Source organism: Streptomyces sp. Ag109_O5-1 (genome assembly GCF_003814875.1).
GTDB lineage: Bacteria > Actinomycetota > Actinomycetes > Streptomycetales > Streptomycetaceae > Streptomyces > Streptomyces sasae.
The window spans coordinates 11,121,587-11,139,105 of sequence record NZ_RKQF01000001.1; the positions used below are offsets into that span (position 1 = coordinate 11,121,587).

A 17,519-nucleotide genomic window follows, 5' to 3' on the forward strand; every position below is an offset into this window, starting at 1 on the left:
GCAGGAAGCAGTACTCGCCGCCTCGGTTGACGACGAACGCCGGCAGCCCCTGGAAGCGGCGGCGGATCGGTTTGTTGGGGTGGAGGAGGCCGGAATCGGGTTTTGGCCTCCGGTGTACGGGGCTCAGGCGCCCACGGTCTCGGTCTGCTCCTCGGTCGTCTGCTCCGCTTCTTCCGCGCTGTGCTTGGCGGTGTGCTTGCGGCCGGGCAGGACGGCGATGACGATCAGGGTCCCGGCGGCCATGATGATGCCGCCGATGAGGCTGGTGTGGGCGATGGCGTGGGCGAAGGACTCGTGCACCGCTCCCAGCAGGGTCTGGGCCTGCTCGGCGCCGCCCTGGGGGTTCTTGGCCACCTGCTCGGCGACCGCGATGCCGCCGCCGACGGAGTCCTTGGCGGTGTCCATGGCCTCGGCCGGGAGGTGGCCGCCGACCATGTCGGTGAGCTTGTTCTTGTAGGACGTGGCCAGCAGCGAGCCGAGGATGGCGATGCCCAGGGCGCAGCCGAGTTCCAGGGCGGTGTCGTTGGCGCCGCCGGCGACGCCCAGCTCCGACTCGGGGAAGGAGCCCATGATGGTGTCGGTGGCGGGGGACAGGCTCAGGCCGATGGCGAAGCCGAGCAGCAGCAGGGGCGTGAGGAAGTCGGTGTAGGTCGAGCCCGTCTCGATCCGGGTGAGCAGGAAGACGCCCGCGGTGCCGATGACCATGCCGGTTCCGACCACGATCTTCACGCCCAGCTTCGGGGCGAGCTTGCCGGTAACCGCGGCGCCGACGAAGACCGCACCGGCCAGTGGCAGCAGGCGGATGCCGGTCTCCAGGGCGTCGTAGCCGAGGACGAACTGCAGGAACTGAGTGGAGTAGTAGATCGAGCCGAAGGTGCCGAAGAAGAAGAACAGCACTGCCATCATCGAGCCGCCGAAGGGGCGCTCGGTGAACTTGCGCACGTCCAGCATGGGGTTGGGGTGCTTCAACTCCCAGGCGACGAAGGCCAGCAGGCCTACCCCGGCGACGATGGCCGCGGTGATCGGGCCGGTGCCCCAGCCGAAGTGCGGGCCCTCGATGGTCGCGTAGACCAGGGAGCCGACCGACACGATCGACAGCAGACCGCCGACGTAGTCGATCCGGCCCATGCCCTCCGCCTTCGACGGCGGGACCAGCAGCAGCGCGCCGACGACGCCGAGGACGGCGACGGGGACGTTCATCAGGAAGGTCGAGCCCCAGGCGTGGTTCTCCAGCAGCCAGCCGGCGGCGAGCGGGCCGGCGGCGATGGCGAGGCCGGAGGTCGCGGACCAGGCGGTGATTGCCTTGGCGCGCTCGGCGCGCGGGAAGATCGCGACCAGCAGCGAGAGCGTGGCCGGCATGACGACGGCGGCACCGACGCCCATGATCGCGCGGGCTGTGATGACGAGGTTCGTCTCATCGACCAGGCCGCCCGTCACCGAACCGCCGGCGAAGATCAGCAGGCCGAGGACGAGGGCGCCGCGGCGGCTGTACTTGTCGCCGATCGCGCCGAGCACGAGCATCAGGGCGGCGTAGGGGACGGTGTAGCCGTCGATGACCCACTGCAGGTCACTGCTGGACAGCCCCAGGTCCTTGGTCATGTCGGGGGCGGCCACAACCAACGACGTGTTCGCCATGACCACGATCAGCAGGCTCAGGCACAGGACCAGCAGCGCCCACCAGCGCCGATGGTAGGGCTCCGTCATCTTCTCGACGGGCGTGTTCGGAAAGAGCGGCATTGTCAGGCTCCTCAGCAGGAGGCGAAGCGCGCGCTTCGGGGGTGCGGAATCGATAGATCGGTGCACGCGGGGCCAAGAGGGGGGCCCGGCATCAGGGGCAGCTAATTGCCCGTTGATGTGCAGACTAGTTTGTTGCCCATGGATGTGCAACTATCGAGTCGCCCTCCCCGCCTACCGGAGGTTCGACATGATCCACGCACACTTGACAGCCGCCCCGGAACGCAGCCGAACCCTGCTCACGCGCGCCCGCATCCTTGAGGCGGCCAGGCAGGAACTCGGACGCGACCCCGACAGCAGCCTCGGTGACATCGCCGAGGCGGCAGGGGTGGTGCGCCGTACGGTCTATGGCCATTTCAACGGCCGGGCCGCACTGATGGAGGGGCTGGTGGAGGAGGCCACGTGGGCCTTGCGGCAGGCGCTCGCGGTCCCGCGTGCGCCGGTGGCGGATGCCGTCACGGAGCTGGCGCGCTTCGTCCTCGCGGTGTGGCCGGTCGGAGATCGCTACCGCATCCTGCTCCGCCTCGCTCCCCAGGACCTCGGGGCCGATCGGCTCGCTGAAGTCCTGGCCCCCGCTCGGGACATGGCGGAGGCGATCATCGGCCGTGGGCAACGGCAGGGCGCCTTCCAGACCGGCATCCCCCCGGTCGTCCTGACCCGGGCGCTGGAGGGACACCTGCTAGGGCTTCTCGACTGCGTGAACAGCGGGGTCTGGAGCGACGACGGCACCGGCACCGCGACCGCCGCCCTGATCGCGATGGGCGTGGCAGGAGACAGCGCTGCGGCGTGCGTCCGCGGGCTTGTCCGGCCCGAGGGCGACGCCGCGTAGGCGCGCACTTCCCAAGCACCACTCGAAGAGGAGAACCGTGTATCAGTCCCACAGCGACGAGGAGTACGTCGGCGAGGCCTACTACGGCGACGGCTCCGTGTACGTGAGCCCTCCGACCCGGCGGCGGATGATCATCGCCGCGGCGTCCCTGGTGGCCCTGCTGGTCGGCGGAGTCGCGGTCGACCGGATCGCCGCTGTTCGCGCGGAGAGCCGTACGGCCAAGGCGTTCCAGGACGGCATGGGAACCGCCGATCGGCCGTCGGTGCACGTCAGGGGCTTTCCCGTACTGACCCAACTGGCTGCGGGCAGCCTGGACCATGTCGACCTGACCGCCCACGACATTCCGGCCGACGGCAGCACCCGGCCGCTCCCGGTGACGAAGCTGACGGTCGGGATGGACGGGCTGAAGACCTCGGGGAGCGCCGACGAGGCTCACGCGGACAGCGTCACAGCGACCGCGTTCCTGTCGTACGCGGACGTGTCGAGCGCGCTCGGCGTGCAGGTGTCACAAGGGGACGAGCCCGGCCGGGTCGACGCGACCGCGAGTCTGCCGCTCGTCGGCGACGTGACCGTGAGCGCGGCCGTCTCGGCGGCCGGCGGCAACCGCATCGCCTTCACGGACGTACGCGCGGAGCAGGGTGAACTGCTCCCGCCGCTGAAATCACTGCTCGACAAGGCTCTGGACGAGCCCATTCCGCTGCAGAACGTGCCCGAAGGGCTCCGGCTGCGGTCAGTCACCACCGGCGAGGACGGAATCGACGCCCGCTTCACAGGCCGCTCGGTCACGTTCCACCCGGACTCGTCGTCCGCGTGAGGTCAGACAGCGTCAGGCAAGGGGCGTCGGGCGACCTCGTGCGCTTCGTCCGCGGGCAGGCCCAGCATCCGCAGGACCATCTCGGCGAGGTTGACCGCGGCCTCGTCGCCGTCCACCTCGGGGCGGGCGAACCGCAGTTCCACCAGCGACAGCAGGGTGCCGCCCAGTGCGGACAGGGCGACCACGGGGTCGGCGGACGTGAAGCGGCCGGAGGCGATGCCGACCTGGAGATCACGCAGGGCGCGTCGGGCCAGTCCCTTGCCCGAGTGGATGTGCGCGAGGCCACGGCGGCGCAGGACCTGCATCAGCTCCGGGTGGGAGTCGGCCATGCGGGCACTGAGCCGAAAGCCGCCCGCGACCCGCTCCGCCGGGTCGTCGACCCCCGTCAGACGCCCGTCGAATTCCTGCCCGAACTCCTCGAGGGCGTCGACCACCGCCGTCTCGAACAACTCCGCCTTGGAGTCGAAGTGGTTGTAGAAGGAGCCGAAGCCCACGTCCGCGCGCTCGGCGATCGCCTGGATGCTCGCGCTGGTGTCGCCGCTTTCGGCGAGTATCTGCCGGGCCGCTCGCACGAGAGCTCCACGGGTCTCTGCGCGACGTCGCTCGAACCGGTTGCTGGGCGGGGCTGACGTAGACATGCGCAGAGTCTAACGGTCGCGCGATGGCGATCGCAGTGCTGATGAATTCATCATTCCCTGCGGCGAACGCCTTGACGGCGGAACTGTCACAGTTGATGATTTCCTCATTACGGCAATGTTGCTCGGAGGGCACCATGTCTGAAACACGCGTCAACGGGGACGTCGTCACGGCCCACCAGGACCTCCACAGTGAGCAGGGCGCCCTGCGCGGCGAACATCCCGGCCGCTCCCGGAACCCCGTGATCAAGGTCGCGGACCTGGCCTGGCTGGAGTTCGAGAAGCCCGACCTGGACCGGGCGGAGGTCTTCGCCCGCGACTTCGGCTTCGGCGTCGCCGCCCGCACCGCGAGCGAGCTGTGGCTACGGGGCAGCTTCTCGGGCTCGCCCTGCATGGTGATCCGGCGTGGTCGTACGTCCCGTTTCATCGGTCCGGCGTTCCGCGCCGCCGAGCGGGGTGACCTGGACCGGCTGGCCCGCGCGACGGGCAGGGACGTGCGGGACGCCGACGTTCCCGGGGGCGGCAAGGGCGTCGACCTGCTCGACCCCTCCGGCTTCCCCGTGCGGGTCGTGCACTGCGGCGAACAGCTCCCCGCCCTGCCGGAACAGCAGCCGCTGCTGCTCAACTTCGGTACGGATCACCGGCGTACCAACGCCGCCCAGCGGCCGCCGCGCGAGCCGTCCCGCATCCAGCGGCTCGGCCACGTGGTGCTGGAGACGCGGGTGTTCGGCCGGGCCCTGGACTGGTACCTGGACACCCTCGGGATGATCGTGTCCGACTTCCTGTTCCTGGACGGGCAGCGCGACCGCGGCCCGACGATGGCGTTCATCCGCTGCGACCTGGGCGGTGTGCCGGCCGACCACCACACCCTCGCGATGCATCTCGGGCCGGGCACGGGGTACGTCCACTCCGCCTACCAGGTCACCGACCTCGACTCCATAGCCGCCGGCGGCGAGTACCTCAAGGGGCGCGGATACAAGCGCAGTTGGGGCATCGGCCGGCACATCCAGGGCAGCCAGCTCTTCGACTACTGGCGCGACCCCGACCACTTCATGCTGGAGCACTTCGCCGACGGTGACCTGTTCTCCTGCGACGTCGAGCCGGGCTGGGCTCCGATGTCGACCAGCGGTCTCGCCCAGTGGGGCCCGCCCGCGACTCGTGACTTCCTCGGCGCCAGTCCCTCCCCGCAGCGGGTCCGCGATGTCATCGAGGCCCTGCGCGGCGACAACGAGATGGACCCGGCACGACTGTTCGGCCTGCTCAAGGCCGCCAACTCCTGAACCTCCGCCCGCCAATCCCCTGACAAAGGCACTGACATGAGCACCAATGTCCTGCGTACCGCCGACGGCTGGTGGGTCGTCCGCGGTGACCGGGCCGTCCCGGTCGACACCAAGGCCGTCACCACCGCCGAGCTGCTGACCGACCGTGAAGCCGTCCGTGAGGCCGCCGTCTCCGGCGAGCCGGGCACTCCGATCGCCGACCTGGTGGCGCTCTCGCCGGTCACCACGCCCTGCCGGGTGGTCGCCCAGATGGTCAACTACCGCAGCCACGCCCGCGATTCGGGCTTCACCGGCGACATCCCTCCCGCCTTCTTCCGCAAGGCGTCCGGCTCAGTCAGCGGCCCCGGCGACGCCGTCGTCCGCCCCTCCCACGTGAAGTTCCTCGACTACGAGATCGAGCTCGGCCTCGTCATGGGCGCGCCGCTGCCCGTCGGCACCGTCGTCGAGGAGCGGGACCTGCCGTCGTACGTCGCCGGACTGGTGATCACCAACGATGTCAGCGCCCGTGAGGTGCAGCTGACCAAGACGCAGTTCTACGAGAGCAAGTCGTACCCGACCTTCACGCCGACCGGTCCCTACCTGTCGTTGCTGGAGCCGGAGGACTTCGCTCATCTCCTGGACCTGCGGCTGAAGTTGAGTGTCAACGGCGAGCTGCGCCAGGACCGCACCCTGGCCGACATGATCGTCCGCCCGGCGCGGGCGCTGACCCTGCTGGCCCGCTTCCAGACCCTGGACGCCGGCGACCTGCTGCTCACCGGTACTCCCGGCGGCACGGCCCTGAAGGCCCCGCCGAAGGCCGTCGAGAAGATCGGCGCGCTGCTGCCGCCGGCTGTGAAGTGGAAGGCGTTCTTCAAGAGCCAGGCCAAGAACCCGCACTACCTGAACCCGGGCGACGTGATCACGGCGACGATCGCGACCCCCGACGGCCGCATCTGCCTCGGCGAGCAGCGCACGCCCGTCGCGGCCGCGAACTAATACCCGAGGTGAGCCGCACATGACCGTCGATGAAGCCGCACGTGTGCCCGTCGTGATCGTCGGGGCCGGACCGGTGGGCGTGACCGCCGCCCTTCTGCTGGCCCGGCGCGGAGTCCGCAGTGTCGTCCTCGAACGCCACCGGGATGTCTATCCGCTCCCGCGCGCCGTCGCCAATGACGACGAGATCCACCGGATCCTCCAGGCCGCCGGAGTCGGCGAGGAGTTCACCGCGATCTCCCGCCCGGCGAACGGACTACGGCTGCTGGATGCCCGGCACCGGGTGATGGCCGAGTTCCGGCGCTCCCCGCAAGGGCACCACGGGTATCCGCAGTCCAGCATGTTCGACCAGCCCGAGCTGGAACGCGTGCTGCGCGACGCCCTGGCCCGGCGCCCGGAGTGCGAACTGCGCGGCGGCGTGGAGGTCACCGGCGTCGGCCCGGACTCCACCGGCCCCGTACGCGTCACCTACCGCGACGACACCGGCGATCACGAGCTGTGGGCCGACGCGGTCCTCGGCTGCGACGGCGCCAACAGCCTCACCCGCGAAGCCATCGGCGGCGCCTGGGAGGACCTGCACTTCGAGGAGAAGTGGACCGTCATCGACGCCGAGACCACGGGCCCCGTCCGTTGTTGGGAGGGCGTCGACCAGGTCTGCGACCCGGACCAGCCGGGGACCTTCATGCGGGTGAACGAGACCCGCTACCGCTGGGAGTTCCGGCTCCGTGAAGGAGAAGGGCAGGAGACGGTCCGCGAACTGATCGCCCCGTGGCTGCCGCCCTCGTACGACGGGGACTTCGAGGTGGTCCGCGAGACGCAGTACACCTTCCGGGCCCGCGTCGCCGACCGCTGGCGCAGCGGACGGGTCTTTCTGCTCGGCGACGCCGCCCACCTCACCCCGCCGTTCATCGGACAGGGCCTGTGCTCGGGACTGCGAGACGCCTACAACCTCACCTGGAAACTCGCCCGCGTCCTCCAGCAGGGCAGCGACGAACGGCTGTTGGACACCTACGAGAGCGAACGCAAGCCGCACGCACGGCGTGTGGTCCGCCTCGCGGTCGCCATGGGCTGGGCCATGACCGGTGGCCAGGACGGTGCCGCCGCGCTCCGCCGCCGAGCGCTGGCCGCCGCCTGCCGCATACCCGGCCTGACCGAGCTGGCCGGCCGCGACCTCAGCCCACCCCTGACCACCGGACCGCTCGTGCGGCGCAGTGTCCGCCGAAGGCTGGCGGGCACACACTGCCCCCAACCATGGGTGAGCGTCGCCGGACGGCCCACCCGGCTCGACGAGGCGCTCGGCGACTCCTTCGCCGTACTGACCGCCACCGAGCCCGGCCCTTCCCTGACCGCGCTCGCCCACAGTCTCGGCGTTCACGCCGTCCCGGTGACAGACCTCGGCGACGACTGCACCCTCGCAGCCTGGCTGCGCGCCGGACACGCAGATGCGGTCCTGCTGCGGCCCGACCGGGTCGTCATGGACATCGTCCCGGCAGGCGGCCGCGACTTCACCTCGACCGCCGCCTGGGCCTCCCTGCTGCACACCACCCAAAGCCCTGTCCCTTCCGAACGGACGGCCCAGAAAAGCCTGTTGAGGAGTACGACGCGATGAGCACGCCCTTCTTCACACCCGATCCGGAGACTGCGGCCGCCAGTCGCATCGCGGACTTCGCCCGGCTCCAGGGCATGGACCCGGAGGACTATGCCACCCTGCATCAGTGGTCTGTCACCGACCTGGAGGGCTTCTGGGGCGCGGTGTGGGAGTACTTCGACATCAACGCCGACACCCCCTACGAGCAGGTGCTGGCCGAGGAGCGGATGCCGGGCGCCCGCTGGTTCCCCGGCGCCACCCTCAACTACGCCCACCATGCCCTGCGCAACCTGGCCGACGACGACGTGGCGATCATTGCCCTCGACGAGACCGGTGCCGGATACGAGGTGACCGGCGCCCGGTTGCGTGCCCTGGTCGCGTCGGTGGCCGCCACCCTGCGCGACCTCGGCGTCGGCAAGGGCGACCGGGTCGTCGGCTATCTGCCCAACACCCCGCACGCCATCGTCACGTTCCTCGCCGCCGCGAGCCTGGGCGCCGTGTGGTCGGTGTGCGGTCAGGACTACGCCCCCAAGGCCGCCGCCGACCGCTTCGCCCAGCTCGAACCCACCGTGCTGATCGCCGCCGACGGCTACCTGTTCAACGGCACCACCCACGACCGCCGCGAAGCCGTCCTCGAACTCGCCCACGCCCTCCCCACGTTGAAGGCGACCCTGCTGGTGGACCACGTGGGCCTGCCCTGGCCGTCGCAGGCGTACCCGTCGCTGGTGGTCCCCTGGGAGGATGCCTCCACGCGCACCGAGGAACTCGCCTGTTCACCGGTCCCGTTCGACCACCCGCTGTGGATCGTGTTCTCCTCCGGCACCACCGGCCTGCCCAAGGGCATCGTCCACGGCCACGGCGGCGTGCTCCTGGAGCATCTCAAAACCCTGGGGCTGCACTCGGACTTGAGGCCCGGCGACCGTCTCCTCTGGTACACCACCACCCACTGGATGATGTGGAACCTGGTCGTCTCCACACTGCTGACGGGTGCCACGACGTGTACGTACGACGGCAGTCCGGCCCCCTTCGCCAAACTCGACCGCCTATGGGATCTGGCCGCCCGCCACCGGGTCACCGTCTTCGGCACCAGCCCCCAATACCTGCTGGGCATGGCCAAGTTCGGCATCGACCCGTCCGCGCACGACCTGTCCTCGATCCGCGTCGTCGGCTGCACCGGCTCCGCCCTGCCCGCCTCCGCCTACCCCTGGGTCCGCGAGCACGTCGGCGAGCACGTTCTGCTGGCCTCCATCAGCGGCGGCACCGACATCGTCTCCGGCTTCGCCGGCAGCGCCCCCAACACCCCGGTCTGGGCAGGCGAGTTGTCCGCACCGCACCTGGGCGTGGCGCTCGCCGCGTACGACGCCGAGGGCTTCCCCGTCATCGATCAGGTCGGCGAGCTGGTCGTCACGCGCCCCATGCCCTCGATGCCGCTGTACTTCTGGAACGACCCCGAGGGCACCCGCTACCGCGACGCCTACTTCTCGGCGTACCCCGGGGTGTGGCGACACGGCGACTGGATCACGGTCACGGGGCACGGCTCGGTGATCATCCACGGCCGCTCCGACTCGACGCTCAACCGCAACGGTGTACGGCTCGGCAGCGCCGACATCCATGATGTCGTCGAACGTCTCCCCGAGATCGCCGAGGCCCTGGTCATCGGCGCGGAGGAGCCGGACGGCGGCTACTGGATGCCGCTGTTCGTGGTCCCGGCGGCCGGGGTGACCCTGGACGACACCCTGCGCGAGAAGATCCGCGACGCCGTCCGCACCGGCGCCTCACCCCGCCACGTCCCCGACGAGATCCTCGAAGTGCCGGGCATCCCGCACACCCGCACCGGCAAGAAGCTGGAGGTCCCGATCAAACGACTGCTCCAGGGCGCCCCGGTCGAGCAGGTCGTCAACCCCGCCACCGTGGACGGCCCCGACCTCATCGACCACTACGTCCGGCTGGGCGCCGAGCGCCGCAAGGGCAGGTCCGCCTCATGACCACCGTGCTCGCCGTCACCCTGTCCCTGGTCTTCCTCCCGCTAGGGCTGGCGAAGCTGGCCTCGGCGCCGTTCATGCGCCAGACGGCGGCCCATCTCGGCATGTCGGTACGGCTCTACCGCGTCGTCGGCGCGATGGAGGTGGCCGGGGTCGCCGGTCTGCTGACGGGGCTGACCTGGACGCCGCTGGGCGTGGCAGCCGCGACAGGCCTCGCCCTGCTGATGGCCGCCGCGGCGGTGATCCACCTGCGCCACGGCGACCCGCCGGTCCGGGCCGTCCCGGCCGCCGTACTGGCCCTGATCTCCTTGACATACGCGGCAACGGCGATGACCGCTGGCTGACGCTTCCTGTACGGCCGGGCACGGGCGGCCCCCTGTGAGGGTGGCGGCCGCCCCTTCCGGCTCCGCGCGGGCTGCCATCGCACACCGGCCTCCCCCCGTTACCTTCTAGACGGCCCCGATCTTGGGGCTCCCGGCCTTCTGGCCCGGCATGACTTTTGCCCCCTGTCGACCATGACCCGGGGGGTGGTGTCACCGGGTCGGGAGGCGCCGGTAGATCGCTAATAGGGGCAGGAGCGCCGGCCCGCCGGCAACGCTCTTCGTAACGTGGTTGCCGGATGTCGGCGCCGTGCCTTGGCCGGGAAGACAAGACCCTCCCAGGAGGAGTGAAGTGATCGACATCCGCGACGTGGCCGTCTTCCTCGGCCTCGACGTCGGCAAGGGCGAACACCACGCCACGGGTCTCATGCCGGACGGTAGGAGCGTCGTCGACAAGCCGCTGCCGAACAGCGAGCCGAAGATACGGGCCATGCTCGACAAGCTCACGGCCAAGTACGGCCGGGTCCTGGTCGTCGTGGACCAGCCCGCCTCGATCGGTGCTCTGCCACTGGCCATCGCCCGCGACGCGGGCTGCGAGGTGGCGTATCTGCCGGGCCTGACGATGCGGCGGATCGCGGACCTCTATCCCGGTGAGGGCAAGACCGACGCCCGCGACGCGGCGATCATCGCGGACGCCGCCCGCACCATGCCCCACACGCTCCGATCGATCGAGCTCACGGACGAAACCATCGCCGAACTCCACATGATCGTCGGGTTCGACGACGACCTCGCGGGCGAGGTCACCCGGGTCGCGAACCGGCTCCGCGGCCTGCTCACCCAGATCCACCCGCACCTCGAACGGGTCCTGGGGCCACGCATCCAGCACCCGGCCGTGCTCACGCTGCTGGAACAGTTCGGCTCGCCCAAGGCGATCCGCAAGGCCGGAGGACGGCGCCTGATCACGCTGCTGCGGCCGAAGGCGCCCAGGATGGCCCAGCGGCTGGTCGAGGACATCTTCACCGCACTCGACGAGCAGACCGTCGTCGTCACGGGCACCGACGCGGCCGCGGTGATCGTGCCTAAGCTCGCGAAGAACCTGGCCGGCCTGCTCGACCAGCGCAAGGAACTGGCCTCGGACATCGAGGAGTTGCTCAAATCGCACCCTCTTTCCGAGCTCCTGACGTCGATGCCGGGGATAGGCGTCAGGACCGGAGCCAGGATCCTCATCGATGTCGGTGACGGCACCGCCTTCCCGACCGCGGGCCACCTCGCCGCCTATGCCGGGCTCGCTCCGGTGACCAGGCGGTCGGGGTCCTCGATCCGTGGCGAGAGCCCGTCCCGCAGAGGCAACAAGCACCTGAAACGGGCCTTCTTCCTCGCCGCGTTCGCCTCGCTGTCCGACCCGTCCTCCCGGGCCTACTACGAGCGGAAGAAGGCCGAGGGCAAGCGGCACAAGCAGGCCCTGATGTGTCTCGCACGCCGTCGCGTCGACGTGCTCTTCGCAATGCTCCGCGACGGCACGTTCTTCGAACCTCAAGCCACCCCCCAAGCCGCCTGAAACATCACCAATCAACCGACGCGCCCCTTGACGAAAGAGATAGGGGCACCCCCCGAGACCGGGGTGGCCCGCACCGACGTCCGGGGCCTGCGAGACGCTGGGCTCGACAGGCCTCGGACGTGCTTAAAGTGTGTTGCAGAAGGCCGTGAACAGGGCATCTACGTTGTATGGCTGGGGTGTTGAGGGCCGAGCGGGTGTGGGTGGAAGCGTCCAGGGGGCTGCGGATCGATCAGTTCGGGCGGTTGCTGAGGGCGGTGCGTGCGCGTGGTGGGGATGGCTGTGGATGGGGGCGGCCGTGGCGGCTGCCGCTGGCCGAGCGGGTGCTGCTGGTGGCGGTCTACTACCGCACGAACCTGACCATGCGGCAGCTGGCCCCGCTGTTCGGCGTCTCGCCGGCCACCGTCTGCCGGGTGATCCAGCGCCTTGGCCCCCTGCTCGCGCTTGAGCCCGTCCGCGCTCCGCAGGATGCCATCGAGCGGTTGTGGATCGTGGACGGCACCCTCATTCCGGTCCGCGACGGCACGGTGGGCACGTCCTCACGTAACTACCGCTTCTCGGCGAATGTGCAGGTCATCGTGGACGCGGACACGCGCCTGGTGGTGGCTGCCGCCCGGCTGGTGCCGGGCACGACCGCGGATGCGAAAGCCTGGCGGGATTCGCGTCTGGCCGAGCAGTGCCAGGGCGTCACCGTGCTCGGCGACGGCGCCTGCATCAACATCGGCCTGATCGTCCCGCACCGCAAACGGCCCGGCCGGCCGCTGCTCAAGGGCGAGAAGGAGGACAACGCCGCGCACCGCAAGGTCCGCGCCCGCGTAGAGCACGTGATCGGCCGGATGAAGAACTACAAGATCCTTCGTGACTGCCGGCAACGCGGCGACGGCCTCCATCACGCCGTCCAGGCCGGCGCCTGCATGCACAACCTCGCCCTCGCCGCATGACCGGATGCGTCAACAGTCCAGATCAGGCTGCCTGTTCACGGCCTTCTGCAACACGCTTTGAGAGGGGAGAGCCGGCGTGACATATCCCGAACGGCGCGCGAATTCGCTCAGCCCCAGCCGTTCCCGCTTCCCGAGGGAGAAGGCGAGGGTCCGGGTGAAGAAGTCCTGCAGCATCGGGGCGGTGAAGGGCTCCCAGACGGCCACCCGGTCGGCAAGCTCGCGGGACTCACTGCGCGCGAGGCCGCGCGCGGCCAGCAGACTGCGGTGCACCATGCCGACGATGTCCGGCCGCCGCGCCGCTGTCTCCTTCCGTACCGCCCACACGGCCAGTACGAAAGGCAGCCCTGACCAGCGTCTCCACAGCTCACCCAGGTCGTACGCCCGAACGCCGGGAGAGACGGGCCGGTTCATCGTCGCCGCCAGGGCGGCGTCCCCGGTCAGAACGGCGGCATCGGCAGAATCCAGCATGACCTCAAGATCAGGCGGCCGCGTTACATACCTCGGAGTGACCCCGTAGTGCTGCTCCAACAGCAGCCGGGACATCTGTGCGGAGGTGGGACTGGTCGTGGCGAGTGCGACCGTGCGGCAATCCAACGCGCTCAGCGGCACTTTCGTGACGATCGCACAGGACTGGATCGGCCCGTCACTTCCGACGGCGATGTCGGGCAGCATCACGAGGTCATCGCTGTGCCGCAGATACTCGACCAATGAGATCGAGCTGAGGTCCAGGTCGCCGGAGAGCAACCGTCCCGTCAGCCGGTCCGGTGTGTCCTGGACAAGGTCGATGTCCAACAGGGCGGTGCTCCGCGCCAAGCCCCAGTACAGGGGGGTGCATGCCAGGAATGCACTGCGCCCGACCCGCGGTCGCCTCGTCGGTTCACGGATCTGGCTGGAGGACGTCATGCAGATCATCTTAAGTCCCGCTCCGAACGCCCGGCGGCCGTCTTCCTGCACCCCGGCTGCTAGTGCCCCGCACGTGCTGGACCGGTGTGTGGCCGAGGGCCGCAGCGCCGCGAGGGCCAGCAGCGCCGCGAGGGCCAGCAGCGCCGCGAGGGCCAGCAGCGCCGCGGGCAGGGCGACGCCCGCCGTCAGCGCGATCACAACCGTCGACTTCTTCGTTCGTGGTGGCGGTCACAAGAACGCTGGCCGACGCCGCTCTTCGCTGCGGCGTACACACCGGGTTGAGCGAAGGCATCCGTCCGACGCCCACGTGACCGCCACCACGAACAGAGGATCGTCTGCCGCTCTACGAGAAGGCATCACGTGCCCGGGTGGGCGCAGGCATGACGAACCTGCCGTTCGAACAGTCCCGGGCCTCCTTCATCCGACTCTGACTGTGTGCGGCAATCGGCCCGAGCAGCTCGGCAGCCACGGGTCCTGGGCATGCCCCGCGGGACGGCGGCGGTCGCCGGCCGTCACGCCGCGGAACGCGTGTCTAGGAACGCAGGGTCCCGGCGGTCTCGATGAACAGTTCTGCGATGGCCTTGGCTGACGGTGTCGGTGGATTGTCGCGCAGCCGGGTGAGCAGGATGCGGCGAACGGGGGCCGAGGGGCCCAGGTCGATGGTGGTGACGTCGTCCCGCAGGCTGGCCAGGGCGAACCTGGGGGCGAGCGTGATGCCCAGGCCGACCGCCGCCATGGCCTGGGCTTCCTGGTAGTCGTGTGCCCGGTAGGCGATCTTCGGCTCGAAGCCGGCGGCACGGCAGCTACGGGTGAGCAGCTCGGCGACCGGGTGATCGCCCCGGACGATCCAGTTCTCCTCGGCCAGCTCCTCAAAACCGGCGGAGTGCCGGGCGGTGAGCGGGTGGCTGGTGGCGACGACCAGGCAGGTGTGGTCGTCCAGCAGATGGGTGACATCGAGGTTGGTCTCGTCCAGGCGCCGCCACGGGTAGTCCCACAGCAAGGAAAGCTCGATCTCCCGGCTCTCGAGGAGGTCCATCAGGCCGGCGTTGCGGTCGCTGTGCACGGCCAGCTCAACCTGCGGGTACCGGGTGCGAAAGGCGCGCACGACGCGGGGCAGCAGGGATGCGGCGATGGTGGGGAAGGTACCGATGTGCAAGGTCCCGCTGTGCAGGCCCGCGATGTCATCGAGGGATCGGCGTGCGGCTCGCAACTGGCGATCGATCCGTGCGGCATGCTCGGCCAGAGTGCGGCCGGCCTCGGTGAGCGTGACGCCCCGGGGGTGCCGCGCGATCAGCGGCTGCCCGGCCTCCGCTTCCAGCCTGCTGATCTGCTGGGACACCGCCGAGGGCGTATAGCTCAGGGCGATCGAGGCCGCCGTGATGGAGCCCCGGCGAGCCACCTCGGCCAGCACCAGCATGCGGCGTACATCGAGGCTCATCGCGACCGCCTTAAGCATTTGTGAAAGCAGCTTCAATTTCTTTCGATTGTACTGATGGCGCTGCTGGCGCATCGTCGTACTGCCCGGCGGGCGGGCCGCGCAGCCGTCAACCCGCCCGCCGGGCCCTGGTGAAAGAGATTCAAGCTGCGGTCGCGTACGCACACAGTCCCTGATCCGTACGCCCCAGCCCCGAAAGGATCTCCGATCCGGGCATCTGCTGTCCGAACCCATGGGAGTACACATGACCGAGCAGTGGGACGTCGTCGTGGTCGGCGGCGGGAACGCCGGCTTCAGCGCGGCTCAGTCCGCCCGACAGCAGGGAGCACGGGTGCTGCTGCTGGAGAAGGCCCCCCGCCAGTGGGCCGGAGGCAACTCCTACTTCACTGCCGGGGCGATGCGCACCAGCCACGGCGGGCTCACCGACCTCACCTCGCTGGTCGAGCCACTTCCCGGGGACCGTGCAGGACGCGTCGACCTCGCCCCCTACACCGAGGACGACTTTCTCGCCGACCTGACCCAGGTAACCCAGGGAAGGACCGACCCCGAACTCGCCCGGATCCTGGTCGGTGAATCCCGCGAGACGATGACCTGGCTGCGCAGCCTCGGCCTGCGATTCGAGCTCATGTTCCACCGGCAGGCTTACGAGGTGGACGGGCGCTACCGGTTCTGGGGCGGACTGGCCGTCGGCGTGGTCGGCGGGGGCAAAGGAATGATCGACCAGCACCTTGCCGCCGCCGATCGCAGCGGCATCGAAGTCCGCTTCGACAGCCCCGTCACCGGCCTGGCCACCGCAGCCGACGGCTCCGTTGGCGGCGTGATGCTCGCCGACGGGCAGCGCATCGAGGCCGACGGCGTGGTACTCACCAGCGGCGGCTTCGAGGCCAACCCGCAGATGCGGGCCGGCTACCTGGGCGCGGGCTGGGACCTGGCCCTGGTGCGCGGAACCCCGTACAACACCGGCGAGGGCATCCGCATGGCCCTGGCGGCCGGCGCGCAACCCTACGGCCACTGGAGCGGCTGCCACGCGGTGGCCTGGGACAGCCAAGCCCGAGCGACCGGCGACCGGGAGCTGACCAACCAACTCACTCGCGGCGGCTACCCGTTCGGCATCGTAGTCAACGCCGAGGGCCGCCGGTTCGTCGACGAGGGAGCGGACTTCCGCAACTACACCTACGCCAAGTACGGTGCCGAGATCCTCAAGCAACCGGCAGGCGTCGCCTACCAGCTCTTCGACGCGACGTCCGCGCCGCTGCTGCGCCCCGAGGAGTACGCCTCTGCGGGCATCACCAGGGTGGAGTCCGAGACCGTGGAGGGCCTGGCCAAGGAACTCGGCATAGACGAGGGCCGGCTGGCGGAGACGGTTGAGCGGTTCAACGCCGCCGTTGTCTCCGGTCGCTTCGACCCGACGGTCAAGGACGGCTGCCGGACCGAGGGCATCACCCCTCCCAAGTCCAACTGGGCCCAGCCGCTGACCACTCCTCCGTACGTCGCCTTCCCGGTGACCTGCGGCATCACCTTCACCTTCGGCGGGCTGCGGATCGACGCCGACGCGCGCGTGCTGGACCTGAGCGGCCGCCCCGTCCCTGGTCTGTACGCGGCCGGCGAACTCGTCGGCGGGCTCTTCTGGTTCAACTACCCTGGTGGCTCCGGCCTCACCGCCGGTTCGGTGCTCGGCAGGCGCGCCGGGCGCTCAGCAGCCGCCGCCAGGCGTTGACGGCGACGCCGCAACGGGTTGAATCACACGGTGTGTGGTAGATGCCGTGACCGCCTGCTTCGTCGATGAATTCGGCCCGCGCGCCTCAGCGGTTGCTGACGCACGGCTGTGGTGATGACGCACGAAGCCTTCCGAGGGGCCTGGATTCGTCCTTGAAAGCGCCTCTGAGCTGCATGTTTCCCGGGTGGGGTCAGACTGCATACCTTCCCGATGGCGCGTCACCCGGAGTGCGTGGCGATCCATGAGTCGACCGCCAAGGCCCCTGACCTGCGGTTTGGGGAATTGTCCCTCGGTTCGACGACCTACTTCGGGAGTTGCAACGGGTGGACGTGGAGGGCATGCCTGAGCTGCGGTTTCCGGAGCTTCGGCAGCGGTCCGCGCCGGCGTCGCCGGGCCATGGCGATTTCTTGACGCACGAATGACGCATGTTCCGAGTGGACGTTAAGTCCGATTCTGGTAGGGCCTCGTCCGGGCTCGGTGGGGAAGCCTTGACGAAGGAGGCGTCCGAGGCGAGCGCGGGTGACGTTGACCGATGCCTCGTCGATGGGCATGCCGAGGAGTTCGTACAGCTCACGGACCTGGCGGCCACCCGGCAAGTCATCGCCGAACTCGCACCGTCCCAAGAAGACTCCGATCGAGCACGGCCTGCTGCCGCTCGTTGAGGCCCCTGCGCATACGGTGCTCGCGTGGTTCCCTGGGCGTGCTGCCCCGGACACAATGCCCGTCGCTTTCGCAGGAATTCCGGGTGTCACGAGAGTACCTACGTTCGGATGAGGCGTCTGTGCGGCCCATTTACAGGTAGAACAGCTCCTCC

Annotated in this window: 14 protein-coding genes; 10 read left to right on the forward strand and 4 right to left on the reverse strand. The window is 69.7% G+C overall.

Annotation, left to right across the window (positions count from 1 at the left end):
• Nucleotides 1-123 precede the first annotated feature (123 nt).
• Nucleotides 124-1,737 (reverse strand): MFS transporter, encoded by a 1,614-nt coding sequence (locus EDD90_RS50680; RefSeq protein ID WP_123979999.1) that lies wholly within the window; start codon nt 1,735-1,737, stop codon nt 124-126.
• A gap of 187 nt (nt 1,738-1,924) precedes the next feature.
• Between EDD90_RS50680 and EDD90_RS50685 the strand changes: the two genes are divergently transcribed.
• Together EDD90_RS50685 and EDD90_RS50690 are read left to right on the forward strand one after the other, a co-directional pair.
• Nucleotides 1,925-2,563, forward strand: coding sequence for a TetR/AcrR family transcriptional regulator (locus EDD90_RS50685; protein WP_123980001.1), 639 nt, complete (start codon nt 1,925-1,927; stop codon nt 2,561-2,563).
• Nucleotides 2,564-2,600: 37 nt separating this feature from the next.
• The gene (locus EDD90_RS50690; protein WP_260328594.1) at nt 2,601-3,377 is read left to right on the forward strand and encodes a DUF2993 domain-containing protein; all 777 of its coding nucleotides are present in this window, start codon (nt 2,601-2,603) and stop codon (nt 3,375-3,377) included.
• 2 nt (nt 3,378-3,379) lie between these two features.
• Here EDD90_RS50690 and EDD90_RS50695 read toward each other — a convergent pair whose 3' ends face one another.
• Nucleotides 3,380-4,015, reverse strand: coding sequence for a TetR/AcrR family transcriptional regulator (locus tag EDD90_RS50695; protein WP_185149517.1), 636 nt, complete (start codon nt 4,013-4,015; stop codon nt 3,380-3,382).
• Between the two features lie 134 nt (nt 4,016-4,149).
• On the opposite strand from EDD90_RS50695, the gene EDD90_RS50700 reads away from it, so the two are divergent.
• The 7 genes from EDD90_RS50700 (at nt 4,150) to EDD90_RS50730 (ending at nt 12,650) form a co-directional block, all read left to right on the forward strand.
• A complete protein-coding gene (locus EDD90_RS50700) occupies nt 4,150-5,292 on the forward strand; it encodes a VOC family protein (RefSeq protein ID WP_123980003.1) in 1,143 nt (380 codons plus the stop codon).
• A gap of 36 nt (nt 5,293-5,328) precedes the next feature.
• Nucleotides 5,329-6,267, forward strand: coding sequence for a fumarylacetoacetate hydrolase family protein (locus tag EDD90_RS50705; protein ID WP_123980005.1), 939 nt, complete (start codon nt 5,329-5,331; stop codon nt 6,265-6,267).
• A gap of 19 nt (nt 6,268-6,286) precedes the next feature.
• The gene (locus tag EDD90_RS50710; RefSeq protein ID WP_123980007.1) at nt 6,287-7,873 is read left to right on the forward strand and encodes a bifunctional 3-(3-hydroxy-phenyl)propionate/3-hydroxycinnamic acid hydroxylase; all 1,587 of its coding nucleotides are present in this window, start codon (nt 6,287-6,289) and stop codon (nt 7,871-7,873) included.
• Complete coding sequence (locus tag EDD90_RS50715) at nt 7,870-9,837, forward strand: acetoacetate--CoA ligase (protein ID WP_123980009.1); 1,968 nt, start codon at nt 7,870-7,872, stop codon at nt 9,835-9,837. Before EDD90_RS50710 ends, EDD90_RS50715 begins: the two co-directional genes overlap by 4 nt.
• A complete protein-coding gene (locus EDD90_RS50720) occupies nt 9,834-10,178 on the forward strand; it encodes a DoxX family protein (protein WP_123980010.1) in 345 nt (114 codons plus the stop codon). The genes EDD90_RS50715 and EDD90_RS50720 overlap by 4 nt, the downstream gene beginning before the upstream one ends.
• Before the next feature lie 328 nt (nt 10,179-10,506).
• Entirely contained in the window at nt 10,507-11,712 is a 1,206-nt protein-coding gene (locus EDD90_RS50725; protein ID WP_123971457.1) for an IS110 family transposase, read from the forward strand.
• A gap of 167 nt (nt 11,713-11,879) precedes the next feature.
• Nucleotides 11,880-12,650 carry a transposase family protein gene (locus EDD90_RS50730; RefSeq protein ID WP_123980012.1) on the forward strand — a complete coding sequence of 257 codons (771 nt, stop codon included), beginning with the start codon at nt 11,880-11,882 and terminating at the stop codon, nt 12,648-12,650.
• A 9-nt stretch (nt 12,651-12,659) separates the two neighbouring features.
• On the opposite strand, the gene EDD90_RS50735 is transcribed toward EDD90_RS50730, so the two are convergent.
• Together EDD90_RS50735 and EDD90_RS50745 are read right to left on the reverse strand one after the other, a co-directional pair.
• Nucleotides 12,660-13,751: a menaquinone biosynthetic enzyme MqnA/MqnD family protein gene (locus EDD90_RS50735; RefSeq protein WP_260328595.1), complete on the reverse strand. Its 1,092-nt coding sequence runs from the start codon at nt 13,749-13,751 to the stop codon at nt 12,660-12,662.
• A gap of 334 nt (nt 13,752-14,085) precedes the next feature.
• Nucleotides 14,086-14,991, reverse strand: coding sequence for a LysR family transcriptional regulator (locus tag EDD90_RS50745; RefSeq protein WP_123980018.1), 906 nt, complete (start codon nt 14,989-14,991; stop codon nt 14,086-14,088).
• A gap of 241 nt (nt 14,992-15,232) precedes the next feature.
• Here EDD90_RS50745 and tcuA point away from each other — a divergent pair, with 241 nt between their 5' ends.
• Nucleotides 15,233-16,705, forward strand: a complete 1,473-nt coding sequence (gene tcuA, locus EDD90_RS50750) for an FAD-dependent tricarballylate dehydrogenase TcuA (RefSeq protein ID WP_123980020.1) — start codon at nt 15,233-15,235, stop codon at nt 16,703-16,705.
• Nucleotides 16,706-17,519 lie beyond the last annotated feature (814 nt).

Bases quoted from the DNA above. Each gene is read 5' to 3' on its own strand.
- EDD90_RS50680 (WP_123979999.1), bottom strand. From the start codon at position 1,737: ATGCCGCTCTTTCCGAACACGCCCGTCGAGAAGATGACGGAGCCCTAC.
- EDD90_RS50685 (WP_123980001.1), top strand. From the start codon at position 1,925: ATGATCCACGCACACTTGACAGCCGCCCCGGAACGCAGCCGAACCCTG.
- EDD90_RS50695 (WP_185149517.1), bottom strand. From the start codon at position 4,015: ATGTCTACGTCAGCCCCGCCCAGCAACCGGTTCGAGCGACGTCGCGCA.
- EDD90_RS50700 (WP_123980003.1), top strand. From the start codon at position 4,150: ATGTCTGAAACACGCGTCAACGGGGACGTCGTCACGGCCCACCAGGAC.
- EDD90_RS50705 (WP_123980005.1), top strand. From the start codon at position 5,329: ATGAGCACCAATGTCCTGCGTACCGCCGACGGCTGGTGGGTCGTCCGC.
- EDD90_RS50710 (WP_123980007.1), top strand. From the start codon at position 6,287: ATGACCGTCGATGAAGCCGCACGTGTGCCCGTCGTGATCGTCGGGGCC.
- EDD90_RS50715 (WP_123980009.1), top strand. From the start codon at position 7,870: ATGAGCACGCCCTTCTTCACACCCGATCCGGAGACTGCGGCCGCCAGT.
- EDD90_RS50720 (WP_123980010.1), top strand. From the start codon at position 9,834: ATGACCACCGTGCTCGCCGTCACCCTGTCCCTGGTCTTCCTCCCGCTA.
- EDD90_RS50730 (WP_123980012.1), top strand. From the start codon at position 11,880: ATGGCTGGGGTGTTGAGGGCCGAGCGGGTGTGGGTGGAAGCGTCCAGG.
- EDD90_RS50745 (WP_123980018.1), bottom strand. From the start codon at position 14,991: ATGAGCCTCGATGTACGCCGCATGCTGGTGCTGGCCGAGGTGGCTCGC.
- tcuA (WP_123980020.1), top strand. From the start codon at position 15,233: ATGACCGAGCAGTGGGACGTCGTCGTGGTCGGCGGCGGGAACGCCGGC.